Consider the following 14,093-nt stretch of genomic DNA (forward strand, 5'->3'; position numbering starts at 1 on the left):
CCGCGCACATGTCTACCTGAGCGGGCCAGCGTCGTCCCCACTCGCCAGTTACTTTTGTGAGGACGGTCCAATGCCGCAAACACCCCTCTTCTCGCGCTTCAGCGCAGTGCCGAAGCCGCAGGGCTTGTACAACCCGGCCGATGAGCGCGATGCCTGCGGCCTCGCCATGGTTGCCACGCTTCGGGGCACCGCCGGGCACGACATCATCACCCTCGCCCTCGACGCGCTGCGCAACCTCGAGCACCGCGGTGCGGTCGGATCGGATGCCGGCACCGGAGACGGCGCGGGCATCATCACTCAGGTTCCCGACGAGTTCCTGCGGTCGGTCACCGATTTCGCCTTGCCCGCGGCGGGCCGCTACGCGGTCGGCAATGTGTTCCTGCCGATCGATCCCACCAAGCGCAGCGGCATCAAGCGTCAGATCAACCGGATCGCCCTCGAAGAGGGACTGGTGATCCTCGGCTGGCGCGAAGTTCCCGTGCGCCCCGACGAGGTCGGCACCCTGGCGCGCGCGGCCATGCCGGCCATCCAGCAACTGTTCGTGCAGAGCGCCCGCACGACCGAGGCCGGCGACACGCTCGGCGACATCGCGCTGGACCGCCAGGCAGTCAGGCTGCGGAAGCGTGCCGAACGCGAGCTGGAGATCTACTTCGCCTCACTGTCCTGTCGCACCGTGGTCTACAAGGGTATGGTCACGACGCTTCAGCTGGAGCCGTTCTACCCGGACCTGTCCGATCCGCGCTTCGTCTCCAAGCTCGCCCTCGTGCACTCCCGCTACTCCACCAACACGTTCCCGTCCTGGCCGCTCGCGCAGCCGTTCCGCATGATCGCGCACAACGGCGAGATCAACACGGTTCAGGGCAACCGCAACTGGATGCAGGCGCGCCAGTCGCAGCTCGAATCCGACCTGCTCGGCGACCTGGCGCCGCTGCTCCCGATCGTCACCCCCGGCGGCAGCGATTCGGCCTCGTTCGATGAGGTCGTTGAGCTGCTCAGCCTGTCGGGGCGTTCGCTCCCGCACGCCGTCATGATGATGGTGCCGGAGGCCTGGGAGAACCAGACCGACCTCGACGCCGAACGCCGTGCGTTCTACGAGTACCATTCCATGCTGATGGAGCCGTGGGACGGCCCGGCCGCGATCGTGTTCACCGACGGATCCCTCGTCGGCGCCACCCTCGACCGCAACGGGCTGCGCCCCGGCCGCTACCTCATCACCGACGACGGCCTCGTCGTGCTCGCCAGCGAGATCGGGGTGCTCGACATCGACCCCAACCGGGTGGTGCGCAAGGGCCGCCTGCGTCCCGGCAAGATGTTTCTGGTCGACACGGTCGCCGGACGCCTGATCGAAGACGACGAGATCAAGGCCGACCTCGCGGCCAGCGAGCCGTGGGGAACCTGGCTGGACGCTGGGCGCATCAACCTCAAGGATCTGCCCGAGCGGGAGCACATCGTGCACCCGCCGGCATCCGTCGTGCGCCGCCAGCGCACCTTCGGCTACACCGAGGAGGAGGTGCGCATCCTGCTCGCGCCGATGGCTCGCCTCGGCGGGGAACCGCTCGGCGCGATGGGCTCCGACACCCCCATCGCCGTGCTCAGCGACCGACCCCGGCTGCTCTTCGATTACTTCACGCAGCAGTTCGCTCAGGTGACCAACCCGCCGCTCGACTCGATCCGCGAGGAAGTTGTCACTTCCCTCAAGCTCGGGCTCGGTCCGGAACGCAACCTCCTCTCGGTGGGCCCCGAGCACGCCCGGCAGGTCGTGCTCGATTTCCCCGTGATCGACAACGACGAGTTGGCGAAGATCCAGCACATCGACACCGCGCCGGGCAGCCGCACCACCAGGACCATTCGCGGGCTCTACCGGTTCGAAGACGGGCCGGACGCCTTGGAGGCCCGCATCAAGGAGATGTGCGCCGAGGCCGACGCCGCCATCGACGACGGCGCGATGTTCCTCGTCCTGTCCGACCGGGATTCCAACAAGGATCTGGCCCCGATCCCGTCGCTGCTGATGATTGCCGCGGTTCACCACCACCTGATCCGCACCGAGAACCGCATGAAGGTCGGCATCGTGGTCGAGGCCGGCGATGTGCGCGAGGTGCACCACGTCGCCCTCCTGATCGGCTACGGCGCATCCGCCGTGAACCCTTACCTTGCGATGGAAACGTGCGAGGATTTGGTGCGCAGTGGCTACATCACGACCGGCACGCCCGAACAGGCCGTGCGCAACGTGATCAAGGCCCTCGGCAAGGGCGTGCTCAAGATCATGTCCAAGATGGGGATCTCGACCGTCTCCTCCTACGCCGGCGCGCAGACCTTCGAGGCCGTGGGACTGAGCCAGGAATTCATCGACCAGTACTTCACCGGCACCACGAGCAAGCTCGGCGGCATCGGCATCGAGGTGGTCGCGGCCGAGAATGAGGCCCGGCACCGGGCCGCCTACCCCGAGGATGCCGCGGTCACCGCGCACGAACGCCTCGCGACCGGAGGTGAGTACCAGTGGCGCCGCGACGGGTCTCCGCACCTGTTCAACCCGGACACCATTTTCCGGCTCCAGCATTCCACCCGCACGCGCAGCTACGACATCTTCCGCGAGTACACGAAACTCGTCGACGACCAGGCGACGAGCCTGATGACGCTGCGCGGCATGTTCACCTTCACCACCGGCAAGCGCCACCCCGTGCCGCTGGACGAGGTGGAACCGATCTCCTCGATCGTGAAGCGCTTCGCGACGGGGGCGATGAGCTACGGATCGATCTCCGCCGAGGCGCACGAGACCCTCGCCATCGCAATGAACCGCCTTGGGGGCAAGTCCAACACCGGTGAGGGTGGAGAAGACCTTGACCGCCTGCTCGACCCGGAGCGACGCAGCGCCGTCAAGCAGGTGGCATCCGGCCGGTTCGGTGTGACCAGCATGTACTTGTCCCACGCCGACGACATCCAGATCAAGCTGGCGCAGGGAGCCAAGCCCGGCGAGGGCGGCCAGCTGCCGCCCACGAAGGTCTACCCGTGGATCGCCCGCACCCGGCACGCGACCGCCGGCGTCGGCCTGATCTCGCCGCCCCCGCACCACGATATCTACTCGATCGAAGACCTCAAACAGTTGATCTTCGACCTGAAGCGGGCGAATCCGGCCGCACGCATCCACACCAAGCTGGTCAGCCAGTCCGGTATCGGCGCGGTCGCCGCCGGAGTGGCCAAGGCCCTGTCCGACGTCATTCTCATCTCCGGTCACGACGGCGGAACCGGCGCGAGCCCGCTCAACTCCCTCAAGCACGCGGGGACCCCCTGGGAACTCGGCCTGGCCGAAACGCAGCAGACCCTGATGCTCAACGGGATGCGCGACCGGGTCGTGCTGCAGGTCGACGGCCAGTTGAAGACCGGCCGTGACGTCATCATCGGAGCGTTGCTCGGCGCCGAGGAGTTCGGCTTCGCTACCGCCCCGCTGATCGTGGAGGGCTGCGTCATGATGCGCGTCTGCCACCTGGACACCTGCCCCGTCGGGGTGGCCACCCAGAATCCCGAGCTGCGCAAACGTTTCACTGGCAAGGCCGAGCACGTGATCAACTTCTTCGAGTTCATCGCTCAGGAGGTGCGCGAGTACCTCGCCGAGCTCGGATTCCGCAGCCTCGACGAGGCCATCGGCCACCGGGAGGTGCTCGACGTCAACGGGGCGCTTACGCACTGGAAGGCCTCCGGACTCGACCTGTCGCCCATCCTCGTCGGTCCGGACTTCTCCGCGGGGGAGCCCCGGCAGTCCGGTCGCCCTCAGGAGCACGAACTTGAGCTCCACTTCGACAACGAACTGATCCGGCAGAGCGCCAGTGTGCTTGAACATGGTGGGCAGGTCTCGATCTCCCTGCCCATCCGAAACACCGAGCGGGCCGTGGGCACCATGCTCGGCCACGAGGTCACCGTGCGCCACGGCGAGAACGGGCTGCCGTCCGGTTCCATCGACGTCACCCTCACCGGTAGTGCCGGACAGTCCTTCGGCGCGTTCCTGCCGAGCGGCATCATCCTGCGGCTCGAGGGTGACTCCAACGACTACGTCGGCAAGGGTCTCTCCGGTGGCCAGATCACCGTGCGACCCGACCGGGGCAGCCTGTTCCCGGCCGAGCAGAACGTGATCGCCGGTAACGTCATCGGCTACGGCGCGACCCAGGGCAGCATGTTCATCCGCGGCATCGTGGGCGAACGCTTCCTGGTGCGCAACTCCGGGGCCACCGCCGTCGTCGAGGGCGTCGGAGATCACGCCCTCGAATACATGACCGGGGGACTGGCGGTCATCCTGGGCGAAACGGGGCGCAACCTGGGTGCCGGTATGTCTGGCGGAACCGCCTACGTCTACGGTCTTCGTACCGAGGATGTCAACCGGCAGGCCCTCGACTCCGGCGAACTCACACTTCTGCCGCTCGGCGGCGCGGACCGCGAGATCGTGCGCGACTTGCTCGGACAGCATCATGACCAGACCGAGTCCGCCCTGGCGGCCCGGCTGCTGGCCGATTTCGAGACCACCATGTCCACATTCGTCAAGGTGCTACCGCGCGACTACGCGGCCGTCCTGGCAACCAGGCAGATCGCCGTCGACGAGGGCCTCGACCCCGATGGCGTCGTCGTTTGGAACCGCATTCTGGAGGCAACCAATGGCTGATCCGAAAGGATTCCTCAAGACCACGGACCGGGAGCTTCCGGCCCGCCGTCCCGTATCCGTTCGTCTGATGGACTGGAAAGAGGTCTACGAGCAGGGCGACGCGACGCAACTGAAACGCCAGGCCGGCCGCTGTATGGACTGCGGTGTGCCGTTCTGTCAGCAGGGCTGCCCGCTCGGCAACATCATTCCGGAATGGAACGACCTCACCTGGCGGGACGAGGGTCGACAGGCCATCGAACGTCTCCATGTCACCAACAACTTCCCGGAGTTCACCGGGCGTCTCTGCCCGGCACCCTGTGAGTCGGCCTGCGTTCTCGGAATCAGTCAGCCGCCGGTCACGATCAAGCAGGTTGAGGTCTCCATCATCGACCAGGCCTTCGCCAACGGATGGGTGCAGCCCCAGCCGCCCGGACGCCTCACCGGCAAGACGATCGCGGTCGTCGGCTCTGGCCCGGCCGGCCTCGCGGCCGCGCAGCAGCTCACGCGGGCCGGTCACACGGTGGCGGTCTTCGAGCGCGACGACCGGATCGGCGGGCTTTTACGTTACGGCATCCCGGACTTCAAGATGGAGAAGAAGCACCTCGAGACCCGACTCGGCCAGATGACGGCCGAGGGCACCCGCTTCCGAGCAGGCGTCACCATCGGGGTCGACATCACCTGGGATGACCTCCGGGCCCGCTATGACGCTGTGGTGGTCGCCACGGGGGCCCTGGTACCCCGCGACCTGCCGATCCCCGGGCGCGACCTGCCCGGAGTGCACTTCGCCATGGAATACCTCGTGCAGCAGAACAAGGTCGGCGCCGGCGACACTGTTGACCAGCAGATCACCGCCGAGGGCAAGCACGTGGTCGTACTCGGCGGCGGCGACACCGGCGCCGACTGTATCGGTACCGCGCACCGCCAGGCCGCGGCATCCGTCACGAATCTCGCCATCGGCCGCCAACCGGGCATGGAACGGGCGGAACACCAGCCGTGGCCGCTGTCACCGACGCTGTTCGAGGTGTCGAGCGCCCACGAAGAGGGCGGCAACCGCGAGTACCTGGTGTCGACGGTGGAGTTCCTGGCCAACGAAGCGGGTGAGGTGCGCGCCATCCGCGTGGCCGAGACCGAATTCCGGGGCGGACGCCGGGTGCCCAAGGCCGGAACGGAGCGCGAGATCCCTGCGGATCTGGTTCTCCTGGCCATGGGCTTCACCGGTCCTGAATCACGCGAGCTGACCGACCAGCTGCACGTGCCGGTCGATGGGCGGAGTAATGTCGAGCGTGACGTTAATTACCAGACCAGCCATGAAGGCGTGTTCGTTGCTGGTGATGCCGGCCGTGGCCAGTCGCTCATCGTCTGGGCGATCGCCGAAGGTCGGGCTGCTGCGGCAGCCGTCGACAAATTCCTCGAAGGCGAGACGCAACTGCCTGCACCGGTCAAACCGTCCGATCATGCCTTCGCAATCTGATTGGTCACTGATCCAGTGATTCGATTCCAAGAGATCCACCACCCCGTGGTCTCCCAACCATCAACAGAGAATATGCGCCGAAACAGCGCGGAAACCGGAGTTCTTTCAGAATGAGACGCGCCAAAATTGTCGCCACGCTCGGGCCGGCAGCAGCCAGCTACGATCAAATTCGTGCCCTTATCGATGCCGGTGTCGACGTCTGCCGGATGAACCTGAGCCACGGGGACTACCAGGTCCACGAGGGTGTTTATGCGAATGTACGCAAAGCAGCGAACGACTCCGGTCGTGCCGTCGCCGTCATGGTCGACCTGCAGGGACCGAAGATCCGTCTCGGAAAATTCGAAGGCGGCCCTTACGAACTTGCCCTCGGAGACATTTTTAAGATCACCACAGAAGAAATCCTGGGTACCAAGGAACTCTCCGGCACCACGTACAAGGGCCTGCCCCAGGACGTCAGGCCCGGCGACTTCCTGCTGATCGACGACGGCAAGGTCAAGGTCGAGGTGGTGGCCACGAACGACACCGTCGTGACGACCAAGGTGATCGTTGCCGGCCCCGTGTCGAACAACAAGGGCATCAACCTGCCCGGTGTCGCCGTCAACGTGCCGGCCCTGTCCGAAAAGGACGAGGCCGACCTGCGCTGGGGTCTCCGCCTCGGCACGGACCTGATCGCGCTGTCGTTCGTTCGGGACGCCGCCGACATCACCCGCGTGCACGAGATCATGGCCGAAGAAGGACGCCGCGTTCCCGTGATCGCGAAGATCGAGAAGCCGCAGGCCGTGGAGAACCTCGAGGGCATCGTCGACGCGTTCGACGCCATCATGGTGGCCCGTGGCGACCTGGGCGTGGAGCTGCCGCTCGAGGCCGTTCCGATCGTGCAGAAGCAGGCGGTCGAGCTCGCTCGTCGCATGGCCAAGCCGGTCATCGTGGCGACGCAGATGCTCGAGTCCATGATCCACAGCCCGGTGCCGACCCGCGCGGAGACGTCTGACGTCGCCAACGCCGTGCTCGACGGCGCGGATGCGGTCATGCTCAGTGGCGAGACCAGCGTCGGCGAGTACCCCGTCGTCACGGTCCAGACGATGGCGCGGATTGTCGCGTCGACCGAGGACCACGGCCTGGAGCGTATCGTTCCGCTGACGAACAAGCCGCGTACCCAGGGCGGTGCGATTACCCTCGCCGCCATCGAGGTCGCCGAGTTCGTCGAAGCGAAGTTCCTGTGCATCTTCACGGAGTCCGGTGACTCGGCCCGACGGATGTCCCGGCTGCGGTCGAAGATCCCCATGCTGGCTTTCACCCCGGAGCCCGGTATCCGTCGTCGACTGGCCCTCACCTGGGGCATCCAGACCTACCTGGTCGACCGGGTCACCCACACGGATGCCATGTTCGGACAGGTGGATGACATCCTGCTGGGCCAGGGTCTGGCACAGCTCGGTGACAAGGTCGTCGTCATCAGCGGTTCCCCTCCCGGCATCGCGGGTTCCACGAACGACATCCGTGTGCACCGCGTCGGCGATGCCCACAATGAAGTTCACCCGGCGTACGCGAAGAAGTAGCGCCGCGACGGAGAAAGCCCCGCCGCCCGGCTTCGGGTGGCGGGGCTTTCTCGTGCTGTCAAATCTGCGCGGCACAGCCGAGCGCCGTGATTCTGTGACCCACCGCCCCCGGGCGACACCCTGTTCCCCTTCAGTGTCGCCCATGAGGCTGTGCGCGTGAACACTCCGAGCCGGAGCGCGACTGGACGGTCCGTGGCGTGCGCGGGTCCCCCGACCCGGTAGCGTGGACATGTCCAACCTCATTTCAGGCTAGCACCTGTTGGACATGTCTAATGTCATGGTCCGGCGCCACGGGACAGCGGCGCACAGGGGGGAGCAGGACGTGAACTACGAAGCACGCACCGAGCGGGCGCGCGAACTGGTGGCCACCCTCACCCTCCCGCGTCCGCTGACCGCCGCGACGCTGCACCGGTACATGGAAGGTCTGCGCGGCAAGGCGATCCTGATTCGTGCGGCGAGTCCGCGGCTCGTAGAATCCGGAGTCTGCGGGCTGTGGATCGAGGTCGCCGGGGAGAATTTCGAGCGCATCCACCATGCGCCGACGGACTCCGCCGTGCACCGCCAGCAGTTCATCAACCATGAGTTCGGCCACATGATCCTGCGGCATGAGAAGCAGCTGATGCCGGCCGAGCGGGTCGCGCTGCTCGCACCCCTCATCCCGCTCGACTCGATCGCATACGCGCTGTCCCGCAGCAACTTCACCGACGAGCAGGAAGCCCTGGCCGAGGCGATCGGCGACCGGCTGGCCCTGATCATGTCCGGAGACAGCGCCGAAACGGCCAACGGCCCCCGAACCGGTTTCGGCCGGGTGCTGTAGTGCAGATCATCCTGCTATCGGTGTCGGCGTTGATCTGGATCGCCACAATATTGTGCGTGCCGTCACTCCTTCGCGGTCGTCGTCGCCGTCTCTTCTGGGTCCTCGTTGCTTTCGGGACGACAATGACCCTGCAGCCTTACGTCGTGTACAACGCCGTCGACGGACTACTGGGTGGGGACAACGTCGCCTACTTCAGCTTTCATGCAACGGCGATCGTTACCATTGGTCTCCTGGACGGCATCGTGCAGGAGGCCGTGTCCGTGGGCGGTCTCACGCGGCGTAGGAATCAGGTGACCGCACTCGTCACCGGCGCAATTGTCACCGCCCAAGCTGTCCTATTCTTCGGCGGAGACTGGCGTTTTCGAGACCAGATCCACGAGGCTTTTCCGAATCGTTGGGATTTCGCCGCCTACTCGTCCACCACGTGGATTGCGATGGCCCTCTTCTCCGTGTCGGTAGGTGCGGCATGCGCGTCCGATCTGCGCCTTCAGCATCGGTTGATCACTCGGGCGTCTCTCGCTCTCGTTGTGCTCGGTTGCCTCGGGGTTCTGGTCTACACGATCGTCAGCTTCGCGAGCGTGACCGCAGCCCTTCTCAGTCCGGTCTTCTCCTTTGACGGGTGGCCATACACCGCTTACCACATCGCCCTCGCCACCGCTCCCGTCTGCCTCGGCCTGGGTCTGGGTCTGACTGCCATGGAAGTGGGTATCCAGGCCCTGGCGAAGACCAGCCGCAACCGGGTGCTGCTGTGGCAGATCACTCCGTTGTGGGAGCGCCTGCTGGCCGGATCTCCGGAGCTCAGCATCGAGCGCGACCTCTCGCGCGTCGGGCTGCTCCTCGTGCGGGCTCCCGGCGCTCACCTGTACCGGCGTTACGTCGAGGTGCGGGATAGCCTGCTCCTCAACCCAGACCAGAGCCTGACGGTATCCGAACGGACACTGATCAACGCCGCCGAGAACCACGTGCGGGCCATCCCCGCCGCAGCTTCGATCGTCACCACCCTTGCCCGCCCCGCGACACCCCGACAGGACCACACATCGTGATTGACCCGCGAGCAGCCGACGACGGGCCCAGCATCCCCGGCGAACCGATCAGTCCGCAGCGGGAACTGGCACGCAAGCTCAACCTCCTGCTTGACGTGGTCGTCGCCGAGGGCAACACGCCGCACACCTACAAGCAGATCGCCGCGGGACTGCAGGCGCGGGGCCTGTCGCTCTCCCGAGCCCGGTGGGCCTACATGATCACCGGGGACGGGCCTCTCGTGACAGACGTCGACCTGCTCACGGGCATCGGCGAGTTCTTCCGTATCCCGCCGGAGTACCTGCTGGGCTCTGACTGCGACCTCCCCGACCGCGTCGATTCCCAGCTCGCGTTCGTGAAAAGCCTGCGTGCCCAGCGCGTGGTCAACTTCGCGGCACGCACGCTCGGGGATGTGTCCCCGGAGACGCTGCGGTCGATCACCGCGCTCCTGGAAGAGGACATGCAGCGCGGCGATGCCGCGCGACCCGCTGAGGGCTGACGGGCTGACGGTCTGGCCGACGCACCGACTGGCGCTGACGCCCCGGCAGAGCCGAAACGGCCCGACTCGGCGGAAATTTCTGCCTGGGGGTGTTGGTACCGGTGGTGGGACTCGAACCCACACGTCCTTGCGAACAAAGCATTTTGAGTGCTCCGCGTCTGCCATTCCGCCACACCGGCTCACAACACCTGCTCCAGAATACCGTAGGCTTTCCCCCGTGACCGACCAAGACTCCACCCCAGTACCTCCTCGCCGCGTTGTCGTTGCCGAGGATGAGTCCCTCATCCGCCTCGATATCGTCGAAATCCTCCGTGACGCCGGATTCGAGGTGGTCGGTGAAGCCGGCGACGGAGAAACCGCTGTCGCCCTGGCCACCGAGCTGCGGCCCGACCTGGTCATCATGGACGTGAAGATGCCGCACCTCGACGGAATTTCCGCGGCCGAGCGCATCACCAAGGCGCACATCGCCCCCGTCGTGCTGCTGACCGCGTTCAGCCAGAAAGAACTCGTCGAGCGCGCCACGGAAGCGGGCGCGCTGGCCTACGTGGTCAAGCCGTTCACCCCGAACGACCTGCTGCCCGCCATCGAGATCGCGCTGTCGCGCTACAGCCAGATCATCACCCTCGAGGCCGAGGTGGCCGACCTCGTCGAGCGCTTCGAGACCCGCAAGCTCGTCGACCGGGCCAAGGGCCTGCTGAACGAGAAGATGGGGCTCACCGAGCCCGAGGCCTTCCGGTGGATCCAGAAGGCGTCCATGGACCGCCGGCTCACCATGCACGACGTCGCCCAGGCGATTATCGAGCAACTCAGCGCCAAGAAGTAACCTTCGGCGGCCGGGCAGATCACCCTTCGGGGTTGATGCCTGGCCGTTTTTCAAGCCTAAGGTCTTGCGTCTCGGGCCGGTTCGTCAGTTCCTTGATCAGATTGGTGATCCGGATCGTCGAGCAGCGCCTGCCCTGATCATCCGTGACCGCGATCTCGTGCGTCGTGAGCGTACGGCCCAGGTGCACCGGCGTGCAGACACCCGTGACGAAGCCCGACGTCGCCGACCGGGTATGCGTGGCATTGATCTCGATCCCCACCGCCAGGCGGCCGGGACCGGCGTGCAGATTGGCGGCCATCGAGCCCAGCGACTCGCCCAGCACGACATAGGCGCCACCGTGCAGGAGCATCGCCGGTTGCGTGTTGCCCTCGACGGGCATCCGTGCCACCGCGCGCTCGATGGTGAACTCGACGAACTCGATGCCCATCTTTTCGGCCAGGGAGCCGGCTCCCCGCTGCTGGACCCACTCGAGGGCGTCCGTGGTCTGCTGGATCATAGTCACCTTCGGTCGCTGCACCTGCCCGCGCCGGATGACGCTTGTAGGCTATCTCTGTGTCAGATTCCGAAAAGCCTACCCTGATGATCATCGACGGCCATTCCCTGGCCTACCGGGCGTTCCACGCCCTCCCCGTGGACAGTTTCCAGACCCACGACGGGCAGCACACCAACGCCATCCACGGGTTCCTGTCCATGCTGCTCAGTCTGCTGCGCAACGAGAAGCCCACGCACATCGCCGTGGCGTTCGACATCTCGCGGTTCTCCTTTCGAACGCGCGAATACGCCGATTACAAGGGCACGCGGGCCAGCACGCCAAGCGAGTTCATCGGGCAGGTGCCGCTGTTGCAGGAGGCCCTGGCTGCGATGAACATCACGACGCTGACCAAGGAAGACTTCGAGGCCGACGACATCCTCGCAACACTGTCCGTGCGCGGCAACCAGGAAGGCTTCCATGTCCTGGTGGTCTCGGGGGACCGGGACACGATCCAACTCGTCAACGAAAACGTCACCCTGCTCTACCCGGCCAGCCAGGGCGTCTCGGCGCTCACCCGCTACGACCCGGCCCGGGTGCGCGAGAAGTACGGCATCGAGCCGGCACAATACCCGGATGTCGCGGCCCTGGTCGGCGAGACCAGCGACAACCTGATCGGGATCTCCAAGGTGGGGGAGAAGACCGCCGTGAAGTGGCTCGGCCTCTACGGCAGCCTCGACGGCATCCTGGAACACGCCGAGGAGATCAAGGGCGTCGTCGGCAACAACCTGCGCGAGCAGAAAGAGAACGCGATCCGCAACCGGCGACTCAACCACCTCGTCACCGACCTCGACCTCCCGGTGGAGCTCCCCGACCTCGTGCGGCGCCCCATCGACGAACCGGCCGTGCGCGCTGTGTTCGGTCGGCTCGAGTTTCGCACCCTGCTTGACCGCGTGATCAAGCTTGAGGGCGCCGGCGCGACCGGAGGCGTCGCCGTGGTCGTGCCGGAGGAAGTGCTGGTCGCCGCGCCTCAGGCCCCCGCCGCCCAGGACCTGCTCGACGAGGAGCTGGCCGCGTGGATCGCCCGGGCCACGGTCGCCTCCCCGCAGGGCCTCGCTCTCTCCGTCGAGGTACACGAGGGCAAGGCCATCGGCTTCGGAGTGTCCGGACCGACCGAGTCGGTAAACCTGCCCTGGCAGCCCGGACGCACGGACTACCTCGCATTCGAGGCCTGGCTGGCCAGCGACTCGCCCAAGATCATGCACGACGCCAAGAGCCAGATCAAGGCGCTCCGCCGCAGCAACCTGGACTTTTCGGGGCTGGTGTTCGACAGCCTGATCGCGGGCTGGCTACTGCGCCCCGGGGTGCCGGACAAAACCCTCGCTACCCTCGTCTTGCGATACCTGGGCGAAACCCTGCCGGTGACCGACCCCAACCAGCTGATCCCGGCCGAGAACGAGGCCGGGGGCGTGCCGGTGGAGTCCTGGTACACGTTCCGGGTGGCCGCGGCCATCGACGCGATGCTCGACGACGGGTCCCGCGAGGTGCTCACCACCATCGAGATGCCCACCCTGCTGGCACTCTCCGACATGGAACTGGCCGGCGTGGCCGTCTCCCATGACCAGTTGTCGGCACTGTCCGGCCAGCTGGGCGAGCGCGCCGCCGGGTTGGCCGCCGGCGCCTACGCCGAGATCGGCCGCGAGGTGAACCTCGGTTCACCCAAGCAGTTGCAGGAGGTGCTGTTCGACCAGCTCGGCATGCCCAAGACCCGGGCGAACAAGACCGGGTTCTCCACGGATGCCGGGGCTCTGGCCGACCTGCAGGCCAGCAACCCGCATCCGTTCCTTGACATGCTGTTGCAGCACCGCGACGCCACCAAGCTGCGCCAGATCGTGGAGACCCTGGACAAGGCCATCGACGAGACGGGACGTATCCACACCACGTACGTGCAGATCGGCACGGCCACCGGTCGGATCTCCTCCACCGACCCCAACCTGCAGAACATCCCGGTGCGCACCGAGGAGGGCCGCCGCATCCGGGCCGCATTCCACGCGGCCAACGGGGCCGACTGCCTGCTCACCGCCGACTACTCGCAGATCGAGATGCGCATCATGGCGCACCTTTCCGGCGACGCGGGACTGATCGAGGCCTTCAACGCCGGCGAAGACCTGCACCGGTTCGTCGGCGCAAGCGTGTTCGGCGTGGCGCCGGAAGACGTCACGAACGAGATGCGCTCCAAGGTCAAGGCCATGTCCTACGGCCTGGCCTACGGATTGAGCGCCTTCGGGCTGTCCCGGCAGCTGCGCATCGAGACGAAGGAGGCCAAGCAGCTCATCACAGACTACTTCGCCCGGTTCGGCGCGGTACGCGACTACCTGCGCAATGTCGTCGAGCAGGCCAAAATAGATGGTTACACGGCCACCATATTCGGCCGCCGCCGCCCGTTCCCCGAGCTGCACAGCGCCAACCGGGTCGTACGCGAGAACGCGGAGCGCGCGGCCCTCAACGCGCCGATCCAGGGGTCGGCCGCCGACATCATGAAGATCGCGATGAACGGGATCGCCGTGGACCTGATCGACGGCAATTTGGAGTCGCGCATGCTGCTTCAGGTACACGACGAACTGATCTTTGAGGTTGCCCCGGGGGAGTGGGATGCGCTCCGCCAGGTCGTGACGCACCGGATGGAGACCGCAGCGGACCTGTTGGTGCCGCTCGACGTGCAGGTCGGCCGCGGCGACAACTGGGATGCCGCCGCCCACTAGGCACCGACTACCAGCCGCCCGAATGCGAGGTCCGGCGCTCCGCCCGCGG

9 protein-coding genes and 1 tRNA gene are annotated in these 14,093 nt (G+C 66.3%); 8 read left to right on the top strand and 2 right to left on the bottom strand.

What is annotated here, in order from left to right:
* The first annotated feature begins 70 nt into the window (after positions 1 to 70).
* From gltB to E3O28_RS02405, 6 genes are all read left to right on the top strand, one after another.
* On the top strand, positions 71 to 4,648 hold the full coding sequence (gene gltB, locus E3O28_RS02380; protein WP_134415117.1) for a glutamate synthase large subunit: 4,578 nt from the start codon (positions 71 to 73) through the stop codon (positions 4,646 to 4,648).
* Positions 4,641 to 6,098 carry a glutamate synthase subunit beta gene (locus tag E3O28_RS02385; protein WP_104100537.1) on the top strand — a complete coding sequence of 486 codons (1,458 nt, stop codon included), beginning with the start codon at positions 4,641 to 4,643 and terminating at the stop codon, positions 6,096 to 6,098. The genes gltB and E3O28_RS02385 overlap by 8 nt, the downstream gene beginning before the upstream one ends.
* A 110-nt stretch (positions 6,099 to 6,208) precedes the next feature.
* Positions 6,209 to 7,654 (top strand): pyruvate kinase, encoded by a 1,446-nt coding sequence (pyk, locus tag E3O28_RS02390; protein ID WP_104100538.1) that lies wholly within the window; start codon positions 6,209 to 6,211, stop codon positions 7,652 to 7,654.
* A 322-nt stretch (positions 7,655 to 7,976) separates the two neighbouring features.
* Positions 7,977 to 8,471, top strand: a complete 495-nt coding sequence (locus E3O28_RS02395; RefSeq protein ID WP_134415118.1) for a hypothetical protein — start codon at positions 7,977 to 7,979, stop codon at positions 8,469 to 8,471.
* Between the two features lie 122 nt (positions 8,472 to 8,593).
* Positions 8,594 to 9,514, top strand: coding sequence for a DUF6545 domain-containing protein (locus tag E3O28_RS02400; RefSeq protein WP_134415119.1), 921 nt, complete (start codon positions 8,594 to 8,596; stop codon positions 9,512 to 9,514).
* Positions 9,511 to 9,990 carry a hypothetical protein gene (locus tag E3O28_RS02405; RefSeq protein ID WP_233191355.1) on the top strand — a complete coding sequence of 160 codons (480 nt, stop codon included), beginning with the start codon at positions 9,511 to 9,513 and terminating at the stop codon, positions 9,988 to 9,990. Before E3O28_RS02400 ends, E3O28_RS02405 begins: the two co-directional genes overlap by 4 nt.
* A 93-nt stretch (positions 9,991 to 10,083) precedes the next feature.
* Here E3O28_RS02405 and E3O28_RS02410 read toward each other — a convergent pair.
* A tRNA-Leu gene (locus E3O28_RS02410) sits at positions 10,084 to 10,169 on the bottom strand.
* A gap of 38 nt (positions 10,170 to 10,207) precedes the next feature.
* Between E3O28_RS02410 and E3O28_RS02415 the strand changes: the two genes are divergently transcribed.
* Positions 10,208 to 10,813, top strand: coding sequence for a response regulator (locus tag E3O28_RS02415; protein WP_104100541.1), 606 nt, complete (start codon positions 10,208 to 10,210; stop codon positions 10,811 to 10,813).
* A gap of 19 nt (positions 10,814 to 10,832) precedes the next feature.
* Here E3O28_RS02415 and E3O28_RS02420 read toward each other — a convergent pair whose 3' ends face one another.
* Positions 10,833 to 11,309, bottom strand: a complete 477-nt coding sequence (locus tag E3O28_RS02420; RefSeq protein WP_134415120.1) for a hotdog fold thioesterase — start codon at positions 11,307 to 11,309, stop codon at positions 10,833 to 10,835.
* Between the two features lie 56 nt (positions 11,310 to 11,365).
* On the opposite strand from E3O28_RS02420, the gene polA reads away from it, so the two are divergent.
* Positions 11,366 to 14,044, top strand: coding sequence for a DNA polymerase I (gene polA, locus E3O28_RS02425; protein WP_134415121.1), 2,679 nt, complete (start codon positions 11,366 to 11,368; stop codon positions 14,042 to 14,044).
* The last annotated feature ends 49 nt before the right edge of the window (positions 14,045 to 14,093 follow it).

This window comes from Cryobacterium sp. TMT2-14 (assembly GCF_004402465.1).
Taxonomy (GTDB): domain Bacteria; phylum Actinomycetota; class Actinomycetes; order Actinomycetales; family Microbacteriaceae; genus Cryobacterium; species Cryobacterium sandaracinum.